This window comes from Acidovorax sp. SUPP2825, assembly GCF_030158995.1.
Classification (GTDB): domain Bacteria; phylum Pseudomonadota; class Gammaproteobacteria; order Burkholderiales; family Burkholderiaceae_C; genus Paracidovorax.
This window is the reverse complement of sequence record NZ_BQXK01000022.1, coordinates 44833-64722: the sequence shown is the minus strand read 5'-3', so window position 1 is coordinate 64722 and position 19890 is coordinate 44833. Positions and strand designations below refer to the sequence as shown.

General features: G+C 69.0%; 17 protein-coding genes, 1 tRNA gene and 1 riboswitch. Of the genes, 7 read left to right on the top strand and 11 right to left on the bottom strand.

All coding sequences use genetic code 11. The annotated features are described in order from the left end of the window. Positions 1-27 precede the first annotated feature (27 nt). Positions 28-729: a response regulator gene (locus AVAK2825_RS21405; protein WP_284402484.1), complete on the top strand. Its 702-nt coding sequence runs from the start codon at positions 28-30 to the stop codon at positions 727-729. 51 nt (positions 730-780) lie between these two features. After that, positions 781-856, top strand: a tRNA-Phe gene (locus AVAK2825_RS21400). A gap of 178 nt (positions 857-1034) precedes the next feature. Here AVAK2825_RS21400 and AVAK2825_RS21395 read toward each other — a convergent pair. The 3 genes from AVAK2825_RS21395 to AVAK2825_RS21385 all read right to left on the bottom strand — a co-directional run bounded on the left by AVAK2825_RS21395 (position 1035) and on the right by AVAK2825_RS21385 (position 3817). Beyond that, positions 1035-1340, bottom strand: coding sequence for a cupin domain-containing protein (locus tag AVAK2825_RS21395; RefSeq protein ID WP_284402483.1), 306 nt, complete (start codon positions 1338-1340; stop codon positions 1035-1037). A 4-nt stretch (positions 1341-1344) separates the two neighbouring features. Then, positions 1345-2178, bottom strand: a complete 834-nt coding sequence (locus AVAK2825_RS21390; protein WP_284402482.1) for an alpha/beta fold hydrolase — start codon at positions 2176-2178, stop codon at positions 1345-1347. A 190-nt stretch (positions 2179-2368) separates the two neighbouring features. Then, the gene (locus tag AVAK2825_RS21385) at positions 2369-3817 is read right to left on the bottom strand and encodes a diguanylate cyclase domain-containing protein (RefSeq protein WP_284402481.1); all 1449 of its coding nucleotides are present in this window, start codon (positions 3815-3817) and stop codon (positions 2369-2371) included. A 338-nt stretch (positions 3818-4155) separates the two neighbouring features. On the opposite strand from AVAK2825_RS21385, the gene AVAK2825_RS21380 reads away from it, so the two are divergent. Further along, positions 4156-4908 carry a tyrosine-protein phosphatase gene (locus AVAK2825_RS21380; RefSeq protein ID WP_284402480.1) on the top strand — a complete coding sequence of 251 codons (753 nt, stop codon included), beginning with the start codon at positions 4156-4158 and terminating at the stop codon, positions 4906-4908. Positions 4909-5004: 96 nt separating this feature from the next. Here AVAK2825_RS21380 and AVAK2825_RS21375 read toward each other — a convergent pair whose 3' ends face one another. Next, entirely contained in the window at positions 5005-5499 is a 495-nt protein-coding gene (locus AVAK2825_RS21375; RefSeq protein WP_284402479.1) for an HU family DNA-binding protein, read from the bottom strand. A gap of 276 nt (positions 5500-5775) precedes the next feature. Here AVAK2825_RS21375 and AVAK2825_RS21370 point away from each other — a divergent pair, with 276 nt between their 5' ends. After that, a complete protein-coding gene (locus tag AVAK2825_RS21370; protein ID WP_284402478.1) occupies positions 5776-6678 on the top strand; it encodes a PhaM family polyhydroxyalkanoate granule multifunctional regulatory protein in 903 nt (300 codons plus the stop codon). 73 nt (positions 6679-6751) lie between these two features. Continuing rightward, positions 6752-8068, top strand: coding sequence for an FIST signal transduction protein (locus AVAK2825_RS21365; RefSeq protein ID WP_284402476.1), 1317 nt, complete (start codon positions 6752-6754; stop codon positions 8066-8068). Between the two features lie 143 nt (positions 8069-8211). Here AVAK2825_RS21365 and AVAK2825_RS21360 read toward each other — a convergent pair whose 3' ends face one another. The 5 genes from AVAK2825_RS21360 to AVAK2825_RS21340 all read right to left on the bottom strand — a co-directional run bounded on the left by AVAK2825_RS21360 (position 8212) and on the right by AVAK2825_RS21340 (position 12916). Then, entirely contained in the window at positions 8212-9516 is a 1305-nt protein-coding gene (locus AVAK2825_RS21360) for a D-amino acid dehydrogenase (RefSeq protein ID WP_284402475.1), read from the bottom strand. Positions 9517-9609: 93 nt separating this feature from the next. After that, positions 9610-9720, bottom strand: a riboswitch (glycine riboswitch). Positions 9721-9871: 151 nt separating this feature from the next. Further along, a complete protein-coding gene (locus AVAK2825_RS21355; RefSeq protein WP_284402474.1) occupies positions 9872-10891 on the bottom strand; it encodes a Bug family tripartite tricarboxylate transporter substrate binding protein in 1020 nt (339 codons plus the stop codon). 149 nt (positions 10892-11040) lie between these two features. Further along, positions 11041-11463 (bottom strand): YXWGXW repeat-containing protein, encoded by a 423-nt coding sequence (locus AVAK2825_RS21350; protein ID WP_284402473.1) that lies wholly within the window; start codon positions 11461-11463, stop codon positions 11041-11043. Positions 11464-11600: 137 nt separating this feature from the next. Further along, positions 11601-12134, bottom strand: coding sequence for a DUF2867 domain-containing protein (locus AVAK2825_RS21345; protein WP_284402472.1), 534 nt, complete (start codon positions 12132-12134; stop codon positions 11601-11603). A 50-nt stretch (positions 12135-12184) separates the two neighbouring features. Further along, positions 12185-12916: a helix-turn-helix domain-containing protein gene (locus AVAK2825_RS21340; protein WP_284402471.1), complete on the bottom strand. Its 732-nt coding sequence runs from the start codon at positions 12914-12916 to the stop codon at positions 12185-12187. A gap of 143 nt (positions 12917-13059) precedes the next feature. On the opposite strand from AVAK2825_RS21340, the gene AVAK2825_RS21335 reads away from it, so the two are divergent. Continuing rightward, positions 13060-14031, top strand: coding sequence for a hypothetical protein (locus tag AVAK2825_RS21335; protein ID WP_284402470.1), 972 nt, complete (start codon positions 13060-13062; stop codon positions 14029-14031). Between the two features lie 26 nt (positions 14032-14057). Next, positions 14058-16001 (top strand): MFS transporter, encoded by a 1944-nt coding sequence (locus AVAK2825_RS21330; RefSeq protein ID WP_284402469.1) that lies wholly within the window; start codon positions 14058-14060, stop codon positions 15999-16001. A gap of 46 nt (positions 16002-16047) precedes the next feature. On the opposite strand, the gene mdeB is transcribed toward AVAK2825_RS21330, so the two are convergent. Next, a complete protein-coding gene (gene mdeB, locus AVAK2825_RS21325; RefSeq protein WP_284402468.1) occupies positions 16048-18744 on the bottom strand; it encodes an alpha-ketoglutarate dehydrogenase in 2697 nt (898 codons plus the stop codon). Between the two features lie 25 nt (positions 18745-18769). Further along, positions 18770-19786 (bottom strand): 1-aminocyclopropane-1-carboxylate deaminase, encoded by a 1017-nt coding sequence (locus tag AVAK2825_RS21320; RefSeq protein WP_284402467.1) that lies wholly within the window; start codon positions 19784-19786, stop codon positions 18770-18772. Between the last annotated feature and the right edge of the window lie 104 nt (positions 19787-19890).

Below are 19890 nucleotides of genomic sequence, written 5' to 3'. Positions count from 1 at the left end.
AACGTATCGCGAGGCTGATCAAAACCCATGGCAAACATTCTGGTGGTCGACGACGAACTGGGCATCCGTGACCTGTTGTCGGAAATTCTGAACGATGAAGGGCACAGCGTGGACCTCGCAGAGAACGCCACGCAGGCCCGTGCCGCCCGTGCCGCCAATGCGTACGACCTCGTGCTCCTCGATATCTGGATGCCCGATACCGATGGCGTCTCGCTCCTCAAGGAATGGGCCATGGCCGGCACGCTGACCATGCCCGTCATCATGATGAGCGGCCACGCCACCATAGACACCGCGGTCGAAGCCACCCGCATCGGCGCCTTTTCCTTCCTGGAAAAGCCCATCACGATGCAGAAGCTGCTCAAGGCGGTCGAACAGGGCCTGGCGCGCAGCGCCGCCCAGCCGGCGGCCTCGTCGGCCGCCACTACGGCAGCCGCCACGCCACCACCCGCCGCAGTCACCCCTGCCGCCCCCGAGGCCCAGGGCGCTCCGGTGGCGGCCTTGCCCGTGGTGACGAAGGACCCCGGCCCGCATGCGCACCAGGGCTTCGATCTAGACCGGCCGCTGCGTGAAGCCCGCGACGGTTTCGAGAAGGCGTACTTCGAATTCCACCTGGCGCGCGAAGGCGGCTCCATGACGCGCGTGGCCGAAAAAACGGGCCTGGAGCGCACCCACCTGTACCGCAAGCTGCGCCAGCTCGGCGTCGACTTGGGCCGCGGCAAACGCAATTAAGTCGTCAGAGTTTCAGAACGCCTCTTTTTTCTGGTTATAATTTGGGGCTTAGGCCCGGTAGCTCAGTCGGTAGAGCAGAGGATTGAAAATCCTTGTGTCGGTGGTTCGATTCCGCCCCAGGCCACCAGTCATCAAAGCCCTTGGTTCTTGCGAACCAGGGGCTTTTTGTTTTGCGGATGGTTTTCCTCACCCTGATGCGGTCGTGTGTGGAGCGGCGAAGCGGTTCGGTGGCGTGCGCTCGCTCCAACCACTAAAACTCGAACCATTCCTGCCAACGCGGCATTTCCTGTCGATGATCCGGCGATTCACGCCGCGCTCGTTCTCCGCGCCACCCAGTACGTGGCCCCATCCGGGCCGTAGCGCTCCTCGTGCGGTTCCGACCGATCCAGTTCGAACGTGTCGCCAGGCACCAGATGGCGCGTGGTGCCCGACTGCGTCAGCCACATCTCGCCCGCCACCACCAATGCACTCGCATGAAAATCGTGCCGATGCTGCTGCACGATTTGCTGCGGGGTCCAGGTACGAACGAGTGCCTGCTCGTAGCCTTTCGCCAGCGCTTGGCGCTCGAAGTCTTCGAAGCTCGCGGGAATGGGGGCATGTGGCTCGGCCATGGCGTCAGCTTTTCAGGAATTCGATCAACGCGGCATTGAATTCCTGTGCGTGCGACAGGTTGAAGCCATGCGGCGCCCCGGCAATGACCTTGAGTACGCTGCCAGGAATCGCCTTGTGGGTGCGGGCGCCGCTCACTTCCAGCGGCACGATGGCGTCGGCATCGCCGTGGAGGACCAGCGTCGGAACCTTCACGCTTTTCAGGTCTTCGCGGAAGTCGGTTTTGCCGAAGGCCTCGATGCAGTCGAGCGTGCCTTTGGGCGATGCCATGGCGGCGATGTCGCGGGCGTACTGGCGCTGTTCCTCGCTGACTTTGAGTTTGCCGTCCACGCTGAAGAAGTTGTGCGTGAAGTTTTCCAGGAACGCCATCCGGTCCTTTTTGACGCCCTCTTTGAATTGCGCAATCGTCGCGTCGTCCAGTCCGCCCTCCGGGTTGTCGGCGCTCTTGTAGAGGTAGGGCGGAACGGCGCCCGCGAAGACCAGCTTGGCGACGCGCTGGCTGCCGTATTTCGCGATGTACCGCGCGAGTTCGCCGCCGCCCATCGAGAAGCCGACCAGCGTGGCGCCCGTGAGATCGAGCCCGGTCATCAGCGCATCGAGGTCTTTCGCGAAGGTGTCGTAGTCGTAGCCCTCCCAGGGTTGCGACGATGCGCCGAAGCCGCGGCGGTCATAGGCGATCACGCGGTAGCCCGCTTCGACCAGGGCTGGGATCTGGGCTTCCCACGAGCGTCCGCTCAGGGGCCAGCCATGGATGAGCACGACGGGGGCGCCCTGTCCGTAATCTTCGTAGTGGATCTCGACGGGATGGCGGGCGCTGGATTCGGTTTGGAGCTTGGGCATGGGGGTGCGGACCTCGGCAGTGAGTGGATGTGAAGGGGGTGAGGAGTGAAGGAATCCATTGGGTCCAGAATTTCAAATCACGTCAATCAGACCTGTCCTACTCAGCCGCTGGCGCGTTCGGTCCTGCTCGCAGGACGGGCTGCAACGCGATCACCTTCGCGAGCGCGGTGCCTGCGGTGGCGGCGCCGCATCACGTCGGCGGTGTGCCCTCGTACACCTGCAGCCCGCTGGCCTGCTGCTTGGCGCTGTACATGGCGAGGTCGGCGCAATGCAGCACCTGGGCGGCCACGGTCGAATTCTCGGGCGAGCGCGCGATGCCGATGCTGGCCCCGACGTTCACCCACTGGTCCGGGCGCACCTGGATGGGCTGCCGGATGGCGTTGACGATGGCGGCGGCGGCCTCCTGCACGCGCTGCAGGTCCTGCGAGCGCATCAGGATGGCGAATTCGTCTCCGCCCAGGCGCGCCAGCGTGTCCGACGAGCGCACGTGCTTCTTGGTTCGCAGCGCCACTTCCTTCAAGACGGCGTCCCCCGCTTCGTGGCCGTAGTTGTCGTTGATGGCCTTGAACTTGTCGAGATCCATCAGCAAGATCGCGTATCCGGTGTTCAGGGCCTGCTGGTTCTGCTCGGCGTTCTCCAGGTTGATCTCGAAAAGCCGCCGGTTGGCCAGATGGGTAAGCGCATCGCGGTGCGCCACGTTCTCGAGCGGCACGACCACCCGGTTGGTGATGAGGTTCGCGGCGAGGATGGAGAGGAACGAACTGAACAGGATGCTGGCGGCGAACAGCCCCTCCAGCCGCAGGAAGGGCGAGAAGACCGGCGCGAACGGCTTGGCCACCACCGCGATGACGTTGGAGCCCTGCAGCCCGCCCAGGTTGATGACCTTGGCCCGGTACTGCGCACCGTCCGTGCCTTCCGCCGAAAAGTTCTCGGACGACTGCGTGTGTTCGTGGATGCTCCGGTTGAGCACGATGCCGGGCAGGGTCGAGGTGTGGATGACGAAATCGCCTTCGCTTTCCTGCGACAGGAACGCCATCTTCAGCTGCGTCATCTTGGTGAACTGCTCCACCGCCATGGTGTTGACGCGATAGCCCAGGAAGATGTTCATGATGGGCATGGGGGCGCTGATGGTGGCCTTGACCCAGTTGTAGAGCACGGGCGTGTGCTCGCCCGCAGCCAGCGGGCCAATGCTGCGGCCGGTTTCGCTGACCTCGGTCACCAGGGCCTCCAGCGTCGCGTCCAGATCCAGGTCGCGCTCGTTCAGCAACTGGGTCACGGAGGCACGGGCCACGATCTTGTGGTTGAGGTCCGTGAGGACGATCAGCTCGGCCCCCGTGCGGGCCAACTGGCTGGCCAGCGCCGACTCGATGGTCGCGCGGTTGCCGTTGGCGATGGTGTGCTGCAGCCCGTAGTCTTTCGTGACCAGCAGCGAGGTCTGCTGCCGGTTGTCCTTGCGCGTGGCGGCCGTGTACAGGAAGGTCTGCGCCCCGCCTTCCAGCGCGGAATCCACGCTTTCCAGTGCGATGTTGCGGTTGGCGAAGTGCAGGAAGACGAACGCCACCACCTGGACGATGATCAGCGCCGGAACCAGCAGCATCAGGAGCTTTCTGGTGGAAGCGTTCGCCAGCGTCTTCTTCATGGATGCAAGCCCCCTCCTGAAATTATGGAATGGAAGGCCGGACCGTGGGCGGTCACTGGCCTTTGATTCTTCTCGTGCGCCTCTCCACGCTGAGCCTGGCCCCCTGCACCGGGGCCCTGTTGGGCGGGGGCAGGCATTCGCCCTTGCGTCCTTTCTCCGTGCCTCTTTCTGCGCACTTGCATCCGTGCCGCCGCCATGGCTTTCAGCGGGGCCGGGTGATCCGTAGCCAGTATAGGGTGGCGCCCCGCGATTGGGGCAGGGGTTGTCCAGGGATCGGCGCCATGGGCCATGCCCTGGCCACCCCTCCGGCCCGCGCGCCTTTCGCATAAAGTGGCTGCATGAGCGACTCACCTTCCTACTCCCGTTCGCTGAACCTGCTGGGCGCCACCAACTTCCGCGATCTGGGCGGCTACCCAGGCGAGCAGGGGCGGCCCGTGCGCTGGCGCCGCCTGTTCCGTTCCGACCACCTGGCCGCGCTGACGCCCGAAGACGCGCAGGCGCTGTCGGCGCTGGGGCTGGCGCGCGCCGTGGATTTCCGGGGGGAGCATGAGCGGGCCACGCTGGCCTACGTGCTGCCCGACGTGGCTTACTACCCGCTGTCCATCGAGCCGACGGTGGTACAGCGTGCCAAGGAGATGGCGCTGTCGGGCCACACGCTCACGCCCGAGATCGCGATGGATCTGATGCGCGACACCTACCGCGCTTTCGTCGCGCACAACACGCGCGAGTTCGCCACGCTGTTCGAGCACCTGCTGGACAACGACGCGCCGCTGGTCTTTCACTGCACCGCAGGCAAGGACCGCACGGGTTTCGCGGCGGCGCTCATCCTGCTGGCGCTGGGCGTATCGCGCGAGGTGGTGATGCAGGACTACCTGCTCACCAACGGGTTGTACCGGCGGCCCGCGCAGGTGAACGGGGCCGCGCCGGAGGCGGTGCTGAACGTGCTGTGGCGCGTGCAGCAGGATTTTCTCGAAGCGGCGCTGCAGGCCGTGGAGACGGACCATGGCGGCGTGCTGCGCTACCTGGAGCAGCGGCTGGGCGTGGGCCCCGGCGAGCGCAAGCGCCTGGCGCAGTGGTATCTGGAGCCCTGATGGGAGCGCGGTGCGCATGAAAAAAGCCGGCACAGGTGCCGGCTTTTTTTGTTGGTCTGGCGGTGCCACCAAGGCACCGCGGAGCGCACCGGTCGATCAGACCGTGGCGTCCTTGAGCTTCTTCAGCGCGCGGGTCTTGATCTTGACCGATGCGGGCTTGGCGGGGAACCAGCGCTCGGCACCCGTGAACGGGTCCTTGCCGAAGCGCTTCTTCTTGGCGGGCACTTGCTGCAGGCCGATCTTCATCAGGCCGGGCAGCGTGAATTCGCCGGAGCCCTTCTTGTGCACCGAAGCCAGGATGGCCGATTCCAGTGCTGCGAGCACGGCCTTGGCGGCCTTGGGCTCGACGCCGGCCTGCTGCGCCAGGTGGGCGATCAGCGAGGTCTTCGTGAACACTTCCTTCAGCGGCTTGAGCGCGGCCGGCGCGGCCTTGGCGGCGACGGGGGCCTTGGCCTTGGGGGCTGCGACCTTCTTCACGGGAGCGGCCTTCTTGGCCGGTGCTGCGACCTTCTTGGCCACGGGGGCTGCCGCCTTCTTGGCTGCGGGAGCGGCCTTCTTTGCAGGCGCGGTGGTTTTCTTTGCAGTTGCCATGGTGTTGGTATTTCTCGGAAAAAGTGGTGAACATTCCAGCATGCTGGTCGCCGGATTCTAGGGGGTTTGCATCGGCGGGCGCGGGCCGCACGCGGATTGCACGCTGCAAGCGGCATGGATGCTGGGTTCGAAGGCCCCGAGGCGCGCGCAGAAAGCGGTGCCGGCGAGGTGCCCTGGCGATGCCGGGCGATGCCCGCGGCGTTGGCCCCGCGGGGCAATCGCGTTAAGCTGTCCCATCCCCACCGGCGCCATGCAGCGCATCGCAAAGGAATGGCCATGAGCGACACATCCCCCTTCGGTTTCGGCAGGTTCGTGCCGGGCTTCGACTTCCTCCAGAACCTGGCCAAAGGCGCGCCGGGCGGCGTGCCGCAGATGCCCAGCCTGTCGAGCTGGGTGGCCCCGACGATCAGCGTGGAAGAACTGGAAAAACGCATCGATGAATTGAAGGCCGTGCAGTTCTGGCTGGAGCAGAACTCGCGCGCGTTGAGCGCCACGGTGCAGGCGCTGGAGGTGCAGAAGATGACCCTCGCCACGCTCAAGGGCATGAACGTGGCGATGGGCGATCTGGCCGGTGCCTTCGCGCCCAAACCGTCGCCTGCGGCGCCCGCCCCCGAGCCCGCGCGTGCCAGCCCCGCCCCCTACAGAGAGCCCCAGCGCGAGCCACCGGCCGAGCCGCCCGCTTCTGAGCCCGCGGCCGAAGAAGACGCCGCCAGCGACCCCGCGGCCACGGGAGCCGCGTCCACCGCGCTGCCCGGCGTCGTGGACCCGATGCAATGGTGGGGTGCATTGACCAGCCAGTTCCAGCAGATCGCGGCCCAGGCGATGGGCGATGCGTCGCACCAGGCCGCGGTGGAGGCCACGCGCGGCGCGGCGGCCGAGGCCTTCAAGACCGCCACCGACATGGCCACGCAACTGGCCTCACAGGGGCTGCAGGGCGTGCAGGAAGCCACGCGCATGGCCCAGGCGCCGCAGGATGCCAAGGCGCCAACCGCCCGCAGCCGCAAGCCGGCCGCGGCCCCTGCCTCAGCCCGCACCGCAGCCCCGCGCACCCGGCCGGCCGCTGCGCCGAAAAAGGCCGCCGCCAGGAAGCCCGTGGGGGCTCCCCCTTCTGCGGCGCGGCGCGCTGCCGCGCCGGCCGCGGCCAAGTCCGCCGCACCGCGCAAGCGGACGGGCCCGTGACTGCATCCCCCCGCACTTTCCTGTCCGACATGGCCGCCCGCGCAGCGGGCCGCCGCGACCTTTGCCTCCGACCATGAAACTCTTTCCCAACGGCCACGCCACCCATCCCCAGTGGCGCATGGCGGCCGCGCTGGTGCTGGCGCAACTGCGCGCGCAGATGGCGCTGCCGCAGTACGCCAGCGCGCCCACCCTGGGGGTGCTCTACATCACCGACCACTATGCGGACGAGGCGCAGGCCCTGCTCGACTTCGTGTCGGCCGAACTGCCCGAGGTGACCGACTGGAGCGGCACCGTGGGCGTGGGCGTGGCGGCCAACAACGCTGAATACTTCGACGAGCCGGCGCTGTCCGTCATGCTGCTGGACCTGCGGTCCGACCAGTACCGCGTGTTCTCCGGCGTGGCGCCGCTGGCGCGCAATGCGGCCAGCGGGTTCGTCGCGCACACGGCGCTCGTGCACGCGGACGGCCGCACGCCCGACCTGGCCGAGCTGATCGATGAAATGGCCGACCGCACGGCCACCGGCTACCTGTTCGGCGGCTTGTCGGCCAGCCGCAACGCGAGCGTGCAGTTCGCCGTGGGCGGCAACGGCAACATCGCGGGGCAGGGCGGCGCGCGCGGCGTGTTCGACGGCGGACTGTCGGGCGTGGCCTTCAGCGAGGGCGTGAGCCTGCTGTCGCGCGTCACGCAGGGTTGCCAGCCCGTGGGGCCGTTGTGCACCATCACCGAGGCGCAGGACAACGTGGTGCTGGCGCTCGACGGCCAGCCGGCGCTGGATGCGCTGCTGGACACGCTGCACATCTCGCTGGACGGTGACCCGCAGCCCGCGCTGCGCGAAGTGCGGGCCACGCTCGCGGGCCTGGTGGATGCCGGCGTGCAGCCGCTCGGCCGGGCCGGGCATTTCGGCACGGACACCCGGGTGCGCCACATCGTGGGGCTCGACGCCACGCGCCGGGGCGTGGCCCTGGCCGACCAGGTGGAAGAGGGCATGCGCCTGGCGTTCTGCCAGCGCAACGTGGCGGCGGCCCGCGCCGACCTGATGCGCATCTGCGCCGAGATCCGCGAGGAGCTCACGCCCGAGGAGGCCGAGACCCTGCCCGCACCGTCCGCCGACAGCGAGCGCCGCGCGCTGGCGCAGGCCCTGGGCGGCGGTGCCGACGGGGCCGCGCGCGCGCCGGTGCAGCGGCACATCGTGGGCGCGATCTACGTGAGTTGCTCCGGCCGCGGCGGCCCGCATTTCGGCGGGCCCAGCGCGGAGCTGCAGATCGTGCGCCATGCGCTGGGCGACGTGCCGCTGGTGGGGTTCTTCGCCGGTGGCGAGATTGCACACCACCGGCTGTACGGCTACACCGGCGTGCTCACGGTCTTCACCAGCGAGCACGCGCCGGCCTGAGCCCGGTGACCGCGGGAGGCCCCGCGCCGGCATGCCCGCAGGCCGTGCGCCCCCTTCCGGGGGGCAACTGGATTTTGGGCCTTTTTGGCCTCACGCCCTAGAAAATCATGCGGTGACAGCTATAAAAATAATAGCAATGGACTTCAGGTCACCGGCAGGAGCGCGGGCGCGGCCGTGCGCGGCATGCCGGTGAAGGCGAAGTCCACTTCCGGCGCCAGCCCGCTCACGATGCGGGCGATGGAGCGGCCCGAGCCGCAGGCGTGCGTCCATCCCAGCGTGCCGTGGCCCGTGTTGAGGAACAGGTTGCCGATCTTCGTCTTGCCGATCAGCGGCACGTTGCTGGGCGTGGCAGGGCGCAGCCCGGTCCAGAACTGGGCTTGGCGCGTGTCGCCCGCGCCGGGAAAGAGTTCTTCCACGCGGCGCACGATGGCCTCGCAGCGCACGGGGTTCAAGTCGCGCTGGTAGCCGTTGAGTTCCGCCGTGCCGGCGATGCGCAGCCGGTCGCCGCGCTCGCTGGTGTATCGCGAGAAGACGAGCTTGAATTCATCGTCCGTCAGGCTCACCTCGTAGGCCGCCGAGGCATCGCGCACGGGCATCGTGACCGAATAGCCCTTGGCCGGGTAGATGGGCAGGCGCAGGCCCAGCGGCTCGGCCAGCAGCGGGCTGAACGAGCCCATGGCCAGCACGTAGGCATCGCCCCGCACGCGTTCGAAGCGGCCTTCCGCGTTGGTGATCTCGGCATGGTCGATGGCGCCGCCTGCCGTGCGCAGCGCCGTGATGTGGCAGCCGGTACGGAACTGCACGCCCGCCGCCTGCGCCAGCCGGGCCAGCTCGCGCGTGAAGGTGTTGGCGTCGCCCGATTCGTCCTCGGCCGTGTAGGTGGCGCCGGCCAGTTGCGGGCGGATGTGGGCGAGCGCGGGTTCCAGCCGCACGGCCTCGTCGGCGCTGACCACGCGGCGCTCGCAGCCCAGGGCGCGCATCTGTTCGGCGGGGGCGAGCGCGGCATCGAACTCCCGGGCGCTCGTGTAGAAGTGCAGGATGCCCTGCGTGCGCTGGTCGTACTGGAGGCCCGTATCGCGGCGCAGCTGCTGCAGCGTGTCGCGGCTGTAGGTGCCCAGGCGCACGATCTGCTCGATGTTGTGCCGCGTGCGGGCCGGCGTGCATTCGCGCAGGAACTGCAGGCCCCACAGCCACTGGCGCATGTCGGCGCGCAGGCGAAAGAGCAGGGGGGCGTCTTCGCGGCCCAGCCATTGCAGCACCTTGAACGGCGCACCGGGGTTGGCCCAGGGCTCGGCATGGCTCACCGAGATCTGCCCGCCGTTGGCGAAGCTGGTTTCCGCACCGGGCACGCCCTGGCGGTCGATGACGGTCACTTCGTGGCCGAGTTGTTGCAGGAAATAGGCGGAGGTGGTGCCGAGCAGGCCGGCACCGAGAACGATCACGCGCATGATTCACAAGCCTTTTGGAAGGTTTGCGCAAGCAGATCGCCGGCGTGGTGCTATTGAATCGATAGCGTGCAGCCGACGGCGATCTGCCGTGCTGCCGCTCCCCCTGTCCTTGGTACCTGAGAGATTCACCCTGCGCCAACACGGCGAGGGGCTTGCTCCTTCGGTGCGCCATGGCATGCATGGCGGCTCTCCAGACGGCTTTGATGGTGGTGCAGTACGGGACCTGAGCGTGTATGGGAGTTTGCGCCTTCGGTGGAACGGCCCGGGGGCCGTTCGCTCTCCTGCGGGGTGCATCGTAGCAGCGAAGCCGCGCCGCGCCAACCCGGTGCGCGGCGAAGGGGGCCGGGCCGTGCGGTCAGTCGATGCGGATCCGGGCGTCCTTCACCACCTGGGCCCACTTGGCGCGGTCGGTGTGGACGGTCTGGCGGAACTGCGCGGGGGTCTCGATGCGCACGGCGTTGCCCTGCGATTCGAAGCGCTCGCGCACCTCGGGCTGCTCGAGCACCTGGCGCAGGGCGGTGTTGAGTTTCTGCACCACGGCGGCGTCCGTTCCCTTGGGCGCGAAGAGGCCGAACCAGATCGAGCTGTCGAAGCCCTGCGTGCCCGGCAGGCCGCTGGAGGCGATGGTGGGCACCTCCTTGACGGCGGCCACGGGCTTGGAGGTGGTCACGCCCAGCAGGCGCACCTTGCCGGACTTGTAGTGCGGCAACACGGTCTGCACCTGGTTCATGATGCAGCAGGTCTCGCCGCGCACCACCGACGTGATGGCTTCGGGGCCGCCCTTGTAGGGCACGTGGACCATGTCCAGGCCCAGGCGCGCATTGAATTCGGCAAAGGCCATGTGCGTGCCGGCGCCGTTGCCGGTGGAGGCGTAGTTGTACTTGCCGGGGTGGGCTTTCACCAGCGCGACGAACTCCTGGAGCGTCTTCGCGTCGATGACGTCGGGGTTGATGGTGAGCACGTTCGACACGTCGATCAGCGGGCCCACGGGGACGAAGTCGTTCTCCACGTCGAAGGGCAGCTTCGGGTAGAGCGCGGCGTTGCTGCCATGCGTGGCGGCGGTGCCGAAGGCCAGCGTGTAGCCGTCGGGCCGGGCGCGGGCCACGAACTCGCTGGCGATGTTGCCGGCCGCGCCCGATTTGTAGTCGATGACGATGGGCTGCCCGAGCTTCTGGCCCAGGGGCTCCTGCAACGCGCGGGCGACGACGTCGATGCCCGAGCCTGCCGGAAAGCCCAGGATCAGGGTGATGGGTTGCCGGGGCCAGCCGGCCGCTTCGCCGTGGGCGGCGAAGCTGAAGGTGGCGGCCGCGGCGCAGGCCAGGGCGGCGGCGATGCGGCGGGTGGCGCGGTGGGTGATGGGAAAGAGGAGCGGCATGGCAGAGGGGCGCTGAACGCGGGGTGAGAACCGATGCGCCATTGTGGGCAAGCGTTCATGCGCCGCGCGCCATATGCATATGGGCCGGGGGCGCGCCGCCGCCATGGGGTGAATGCGGCGGGCGCGGGGCCGCGCGGGCCCCGCGTGGCTCAGTACCGGTTCGGGTTGTCCGGGCGGCGGTCCTGGCGGTTGGGCACGCCGTCGCCGTCGCGGTCCCAGCCGCCGCGGCGCATCTCCCAGCGGCCGTCGTGCTGCACCCAGGCCGGCTGGCGATAGACATAGCCGGGGCGGGCGCGGACCCAGTGGCCGGCCACCCAGACATGGCGATGGCCACGCCATTCCCAATGGCCCGTCTCCCACACCATGCCGCGGCGCGGGGGCGGCACGGCCTCACGGCGGGGCGGGGGCGGTGCCTGGTACTGCACCATCACGGGCCCGGGCTGCCGGTACACCGGTCCGCCAGACTGCACGATCACGGTGGCACTGGTGGCTGCCCGTGCCACGGTGGTGACGGAGCCCATCGCGGCGAGGGCCAGCGTGGCGGCGGTGAGGGCAATGGTCTTGCGGGTCATGACGATCTCCTTTGGAAAAGCGCTGTGTGTTTTTTTCAGCACCTCCATCGTGATCCGCCAACGTCAAGCCGGTGTCGCCGCGGCGCGAAGTGTTGTGACCGGGTGTTTCCGGCTGGGCAGGGGCGAGGGCCCGCGCCTTACCGGGCGGCGTAGCGCGCCAGCAGGGTGCGCACGATGCGCCGATGGAACGGAACGACCAGCGCCATGTACACCCGGCCCAGTGTGTTGTGCACATGCACCACGGTGCTCAGGGCGATGCGGGGCGGCCCCTCCGCCGGTTGCCGCTTGGTCAGCGACACCTGCACGTCGAGGTGGCGGTCGTCCTGACCCATGACCACTTCGTCCTCGGTCAGGTGCCGGATCCGGAAGATGCCCACGCGGTCGCCCACCCGGTAGCTGGCGGCTTCGCGCAGCGGGTGGGCGGCATCGCCACCGAGCGCTCCCAGGTCCTTCAGGCCTGCCAGCCGCACCAGCCGGTTGCGCAGCGCCATGAGCCGGTTCGTCCAGCCGGGCACGTGGGCCAGGGTGGACAGCCAGGCCTGCAGCGCGCTGCTTGCGGGCTCGGGGTCGGTGGCTTCGTAGCTGTCGGCGAAGTAGGCACCGGGCAGCGCCGATGCAATGGCGCTGCCGGGTGGCACCGCGACGGCGGTGATTGTTGGAGGATGGGGCATGGTGTGCATCGGGTGGTGGAGCGGTGGACCGGAAACGAAGGGCGGCGCGCTCAGCGCCGCATGCTGGTGAACACATCGAACTCCCAGCTGCGCAGCGCCAGCAGGACGGTGTAGCCCTCGCGTTCGCGCTCGGGCATGCGCTGGTCGGCCAAGTGCTGCTGCGCGAAATCGTGCGCCACGCGCTGCATGCGCTCCCAGAAGGCCGGCGCCAGGCTGCGGCTGATCGCGCCGTGCACCAGCAGCACGCCTTCGCCCGGGCCGTCGAAGCTCCCGGCGAAGTAGTCGAGCAGCGCATGGTCGCGAAAGTAGTGCATCACCGGGCCGTGGGGGCGCCAGCGGAAGGTCTTGGCGAGCTTGAGGCGGTAGCGGTTCAGGGGGCGCAATTCGATGATGCCGATGCGGTCGAGCTGCGCGAGGTACTTCACCCCCTCGGCCTCGCTCAGGCGGTAGGTGGTCACGATCTGCTCCAGCGTCCACTGGCTCAGCACGCAGATCGCCATGAGCATCAGCTTCTTGTCGGCCACCACGGCCGTTTCCTGCGCCTGGCTCAGTTCCTTGAGCAACGGCTGGCTGTCGGCCACGCGCCGCGCCAGATCGGCGAAGTCGAGCGCCAGCGCCCGGCAGATCGCATCGATGCGCGACAGCGGCATGTCGCCCTTGGCCAGCATGCGCTTGACGCTGGACTCGGCCATTCCCAGGGCCTGGGCCAGGTCCGCATAGGTCATCTGCGCGGATTTGAGTTCCTTCTTGAGGGCGGCAACGAGGTCGGCAGTGGTGCTCATGGGTATCGATTATGGATACCCGGCGTGGCCGGCGATGGGTCTGGGCGCGTTTCGTGCGCCCTGGCGTGGCGAGGGCGTAGAGACTGCGTTCCATTCCCCATCCCGTCCCCCGTTCCATCCCGCTGCCTTCCGGAGTTTCGTCCATGCCGTCGTCCACCCGTTCTTTTTTCCGCGCCTTCCTCTCGCGTCCGGCCCCGGCCGAGTGGGCCTTGTATGGCGCCCTGGCGGTGCTGGCCGCCGTGGGCGCCTGGGGCCCGCAGGTGGCGGCGGACCCGCACCAGCATGCCTTTGCCGACCAGCGCACGCTGTGGGGCATCGCGCATGCCATGGACGTGCTCACCAACCTGCCGTTCGCCCTCATGGGGCTGCTGGGCGTGCGGCGCCTGGTGCAGTGGGTGCGCAGCGGCAAGGCTGGCGGGTGCGGCGAGGGGGCGGCGCAGGCGGCCGGCACCGGCCGCACCACCACGGCGGTGATGGCGGCGATCTTTTTCTCGGGCCTGCTGCTCACGGCCGGCGCCTCGGCGCTGTACCACGCGGTGCCGCACGACATCACGCTGCTGTGGGACCGCATGGGCATGCTGGTGGCCTTCACCGGGCTGCTGGGTCTGGCGGTCGATGGGCGCATGGGTGCGCGGCCCGCCTGGGTGCTGGCCTGTGTGGTGCCGCTGGCGGGCGCGTGGTCGCTGCGGGCCTGGGGCACGGCGGGGCAGGTGCTGCCCTGGGGCGTGCTGCAGGGCGGGGGCATGCTGCTGGTCGCGGCGCTGGCGATGGTGCCGGCGCGGTCCGGCCGACCGCCCCTGTCGCTGGTGGCCGTGATCGGCTGGTATGCCCTGGCCAAGCTGCTGGAACTGGGCGACCACGCGGTGTTCGGCTGGACGGGCGGCTGGGTGTCGGGCCACAGCCTCAAGCACGTGGCGGCGGCCCTGGCCGCATGGCCGGTGATCGCAGCGCTGGCACCGCGCCGCGCCCCACTGCCGGGCGCCTACTGGGCCCAGTGCGTGCGGGCGGTGCCCTGGCGCCGCCCGGCGGCGGCCGCAACGGGCCTGCGCCGGGGCACAATCGCCGCCAGCGCGGACGAGGGGGCCCAGCCTGGCGCCGCGGCGCGACGCGTCTGAAGAACCATTCCACACAGGAGCACGGCATGAGCCAAGAACAGGCCCGCATGGCCGACCACCCCCGCGCGGCCGAGCCGTCGCACCCCAACCAGTTCGCCCTGCTGCGCCAGCGCCGCTTCGCACCCTTCTTCTGGACGCAGTTCGCCGGCGCGGCGAACGACAACCTGTTCAAGTTCGCCTTCACGGTGATGGTGACCTACCAGCTCAGCGTGTCGTGGATGCCGCCGTCCATGGCCGGCCTGGTGATCGGCGCGCTGTTCATCCTGCCCTTCCTGCTGTTTTCGGCCACGTCGGGGCAGCTGACGGACAAGTTCGACAAGACCCGCATGATCCGCTTCGTGAAGAACCTGGAGATCGCCATCATGCTGGTGGCGGCCTGGGGGTTCCTCGCCTCCAGCGCCGCCGTGCTGCTGGCGTGCACCTTCCTCATGGGGCTGCATTCCACGCTGTTCGGGCCGGTCAAGTTCGCGTACATGCCCCAGGTGCTGGATGAGCGCGAGCTGACGGGTGGCAACGGCATGGTGGAGATGGGCACCTTCGTCGCCATCCTGCTGGGCCAGGTGGCGGGCGGGTTGCTGGTGGCGGTGCCGGACATTGGCCATGCCTGGGTGGCGGCGGCCTGCGTGCTGCTGGCCTTGGCCGGGCGCGCGGTGGCGCAGTTCATCCCGAGCGTGCCGGCCACCGACCCGGGCCTGTCGATCAACTGGAACCCGGTGACCGAGACCTGGCGCAACCTGAAGCTCGCGCACGCGAGCCCCGTGGTGTTCCGCTCGCTGCTGGGCATCAGCTGGATGTGGTTCTTCGGCGCGGTGTTCCTCTCGCAGTTTCCGAGCTTCGCGAAGGAGGTGCTGCACGGCGATGCGCACGTGGCCTCGCTGCTGCTCGTGGTGTTCTCGGTGGGCATCGGCGTGGGCTCGCTGCTGTGCGAGGTGCTGAGCCGTCGGCACGTGGAGATCGGCCTGGTGCCGCTGGGCGCCATCGGCATGAGCGTGTTCGCCATCGACCTGTACTTCGCCTCCCGCTCCCTGCCACCCGCGCCCGAGATGGGGCTGGGCGCCTTCGTGGCGCAGGCCGCGCACTGGCGCGTGATGGCCGACCTGGCGCTGCTGAGCCTGTTCGCCGGCCTGTACAGCGTGCCCATGTATGCCCTGATCCAGATGCGCAGCCAGCCCACGCACCGGGCGCGCATCATCGCGGCCAACAACATCCTGAACGCGCTGTTCATGATCGGCAGCTCGCTCATCGCCGGCGCGCTGCTGGGCGCGGGCTTCTCGGTGCCGCAGATCTTCCTGTTCACGGGCATTGCCAACGCCATCGTGGCGTTCTACATCTTCCTGCTGGTGCCCGAGTACCTGCTGCGCTTCGTGGCGTGGGTGGCCTCGCGCTTCGTCTACCGCTTCAGGATCCGGGGCGACGAGCACCTGCCCACCCAGGGCGCGGCCATCCTGGTGTGCAACCATGTGAGCTTCGTGGACGCGGTGTTGCTCATGGCGGCCAGCCCGCGCCCGATCTACTTCGTGATGGACCACCGCATCTTCCGCGTGCCGGTGCTCGGCTGGCTGTTCCGCCTGGCCAAGGCCATTCCCATCGCCCCGCAAAAGGACGATCCGGCGGTCTATGCCGCGGCGTTCGAGCGCGCCGCCCAGGTGCTGCGGGAAGGGGATTTGCTGGCGATCTTTCCCGAGGGTGGTATCACGCGCGACGGGCAACTGCAGCCGTTCAAGGGCGGCATCATGAAGATCCTCGAAAGCGCCCGCGAAGAAGGCGTGGCGCCCCCGGTGATCCCGATGGCGCTGACCAACCTGTGGGGCTCGTATTTCAGCCGCATCGAGCGCGGCACCGCGATGGCGCGGCCCTTCCGGCGCGGCCTGTTCAACCGGGTGGGCCTGAACGTCGGGCCGGCCGTGCCGGCCACGCTGGTGCAGCCCGATCTGCTGCGCGAACGGGTGGCGGGCCTGCTGGCCCACTGAAGGCTGTCATTGCGGAGGCCCCGCCGCGAAGGCGGGGCGCGCCGCCTCAGGTGACGGCGAGCGAGGCCAGGCCCTGCAGCCGCCGCTGCTCGGCCGACGCCTCGTCGGTGTCGTCCTCCTCGCGGGCGCGCAGGCTGGCCTGCACGATGGCATCGGCATCCACCGCGAAGTGCGCCCGCAGGGCGGCGCGCGAGTCGCTGCGGCCGAAGCCGTCGGTGCCCAGCGTCACATAGCGCCGGCCTGGCGGCACGAAGGCGCGCACCATCTCGGGCAATGCCACCACGTAGTCGCTCGCGGCGACGATGGGCCCGGACGTGGTCGCCAGTTGCTGCTCGAACCAGCTGCCCACCGCATCGCGCTCGCCCTGGCGCCAGCCGCGCTCGCAGGCCTGCCCCTCGCGCGCCAGTTCCACGTAGCTCGTCACGCTCCACACATCGGCCGCCACGCCGTGCTGCTGCTCCAGCCGGTCGGCGGCCTTGAGCACCTCGCCCAGGATGGCGCCGCTGCCGAAGAGCTGCACGCGGTGCGCCAGCGCCGGTGCGCCCTGCCGCAGCCGGTACATGCCGCGCACCACGCCGTCGTGCGCGTCGGCGGGCAGGCTGGGGTTGGCCACGTTCTCGTTGGTGACGGTGATGTAGAAGAATTCGTCGATCTGCGCCTCGACCATGCGGCGCATGCCGTGGTCCACGATCACGGCCAGTTCGCCCGCGAAGGCCGGATCGTAGGCGCGGCAGTTCGGAATGGTGGAGGCCATCAGGTGGCTGCTGCCGTCCTGGTGCTGCAGCCCCTCGCCGCCCAGCGTGGTGCGGCCCGAGGTGGCGCCGATGAGAAAGCCCCGCGCCCGCTGGTCGGCCGCGGCCCAGATCAGGTCGCCCACGCGCTGAAAGCCGAACATGCTGTAGAAAATGTAGAACGGCAGCATCGACAGCCCGTGCGTCGAATAGCTGGTGGCCGCCGCCGTCCACGAGGCCAGCGCGCCGGCCTCGGTGATGCCTTCTTCCAGGATCTGGCCGGATTTTTCTTCCCGGTACACCAGCATCGAGGCGTTGTCCTCGGGCTGGTAGAGCTGGCCGAACGGCGCATAGATGCCGACCTGACGGAACAGCCCCGCCATGCCGAAGGTGCGGGCCTCGTCGGCCACGATGGGCACGACGCGCGGCCCCAGCGCCTCGTCCTTCAGCAGGTTGCCCATCAGGCGCACGAAGGCCATGGTGGTGCTCATGGCCTTGCCGTCGGCCTCCAGCGCAAAGCCACCGGTGGCCGGCAGCGGCGGCACGGCCACTTCGGGCGCCCGGGCGCGGCGTGCGGGCAGGTAGCCGCCCAGCGCCTGGCGGCGGTCGTGCAGGTAGCGCATCTCGGCGCTGTCGTCGGCGGGCTTGCAGAAGGCGGCGGTGCGGGCCTCTTCGTCGGTCAGTGGCAGGTGGAAGCGGTCGCGGTAGGCCAGCAGTTCGTCGGCGCCCAGCTTCTTGTGCTGGTGCGAGGTCATGCGGCCCTGGCCCACGCTGCCCATGCCGTAGCCCTTCATGGTCTTGGCCAGCACCACGGTGGGCTGGCCGGTGTGGCCGGCCGCGCGCGCGAAGGCGGCATGCACCTTGGCCGGGTCGTGCCCGCCGCGGCGCAGGCGGTCGATGTCGTCGTCCGACAGGTGGGCCACCAGGGCTTGCAGCTCGGGGCTCTTGCCGAAGAAGTGGCGGCGGTTGAAGGCGCCGTCGTTCGCGCTCAGGGTCTGGAACTCGCCGTCCACCGTCTGCGCGAAGGCCCGGGCCAGCGCGTGGCCGTGGTCGCGCGCCAGCAGCGCGTCCCATTCGGAACCCCACAGGCATTTCACGACGTTCCAGCCGGCGCCGGTGAACAGCGATTCCAGCTCGTCCACGATGCGGCCGTTGCCGCGCACCGGGCCGTCCAGGCGCTGCAGGTTGCAGTTGATGACGAAGATGCAGTTGTCCAGCCCCTCGCGCGCGGCGAGGGTGAGCGCAGCGATGGATTCGGGCTCGTCCATCTCGCCGTCGCCGAAGAAGCCCCAGACCTTGCGGCCCGCCGTGTCGCACAGGCCCCGGTCGGCCAGGTAGCGCATGAAGCGCGCCTGGTAGATCGCCTTGATCGGGCCGATGCCCATCGAGCCGGTGGGAAACTGCCAGAAATCCGGCATCAGGTAGGGGTGGGGGTAGGAGGTCAGGCCCTGGATGCCCCTGGCCTCGGCGGCCAGTTCCTGCCTGTAGTGGCGCAGGGAGTCTTCGCTCAGCCGGCCTTCCAGGTAGGCGCGCGCATACACGCCGGGCGCGGAGTGCGGCTGAAAATACACCAGGTCGCCGCCGTGCTGCTCGGTGCGCGCATGGAAGAAATGGTGGAAGCCCACCTCGAACAGGTCCGCCGCCGAGGCGTAGCTGGCGATGTGGCCGCCCAGCTCGCCCTGCGCGGCATTGGCCCGCACCACCATGGCCAGCGCATTCCACCGCACTATGGCCGATAGCCGCTGCTCGATCTGCGGGTCGCCCGGGTAGGGCGGCTGTTCCTCCACCCGCACGGTGTTGAGGTACGAGGTGATCCCGGCCGGGCTCCATTGCAGCCCGCGCTGGCGCGCATGGGCCAGCAACGCGTCGAGCAGCGCCGCGGCCCGCTCGCGCCCCTGGCGGGGCTCCCAGGCGGCCAGCAGGCCGTCGAGCGCATCGCACCATTCCTGGACTTCCCCGGGGTCGAGCGTATCGGGCAAGGGGGTGGCGCCGGGCCAGCCGAGTCGTGTCATGGTGCTGCGTTCTCCTGGGGGGTGATCAACCGTTGCGGAAAAGGAAACTGTAGGCGTTCAGGGCGGGCACGCCGCCCAGGTGGGCATACAGCACCTTGGAGCCTGCCGGAAATTCGCCGTTGCGCACCATCTCGATCATGCCGTGCATCGACTTGCCTTCATAGACCGGGTCGGTCAGCATGGCCTCCTGGCGCGCGCACAGGCGGATCGCCTCCAGCGTGCCCTCGCTGGGCAGGCCGTATTCGGGGCCGCCGTAGCGCGTGTCCAGCACGATGTCGGCTTCGGTGATGTCACGGCCCAGTTCCACCAGCTTCGCTGTGTTTTGCGCGATGCGCAGGATCTGCGCGCGGGTCTGCTCCGGCTTGGCCGATGCATCGATGCCGATCACCTTGTCCGCCCGGCCATCGGCCGCGAAGCCCACCACCATGCCGGCCTGCGTGCTGCCCGTGACCGAGCACACGACGATGTAGTCGAACTGAAAACCCAGTTCCTTTTCCTGCTGGCGCACTTCTTCGGCGAAGCCGACGAAGCCCAGGCCGCCCTTGGGGTGCTCGGAGCAGCCCGCGGGAATGGGAAACGGCTTGCCGCCGGCCTTGCGCACATCCTCCATGGCCTGCTCCCAGCTCGGGCGGATGCCGATGTCGAAGCCCGCGGCGTCCAGCCGCACGTCGGCGCCCATGATGCGGCTCATCTCGATGTTGCCCACGCGGTCGTACACCGCGTCGGAGTAGTTCACCCAGTTCTCCTGCACCAGCACGCACTTCATGCCCAGGTGTGCGGCCACGGCGGCCACCTGGCGCGTCTGGTTGGACTGGATGCCGCCGATGGACACCAGCGTGTCGTAGCCGCCTTCGATCGCCTCGGGAATGAGGTATTCGAGCTTGCGCGTCTTGTTGCCGCCGAAGGCCAGGCCCGAGTTGCAGTCCTCGCGCTTGGCGTACAGATCGACCTTGCCGCCCAGGTGGGCGGACAGGCGCGGCAGCGGCTGGATGGGCGTGGGGCCGAAGGTCAGCGAATGGCGGGGGAATTTCTGCAAGTTCATGGGAAGCATCCTGGCAAAGGGAAGGGCATGGGGGCGGGGCTCCGGCGCCGCGGTGGATTGCCGCTGCCGCGCAGTGGCAGGGGCAACCGACAAGGGCAGTCCGT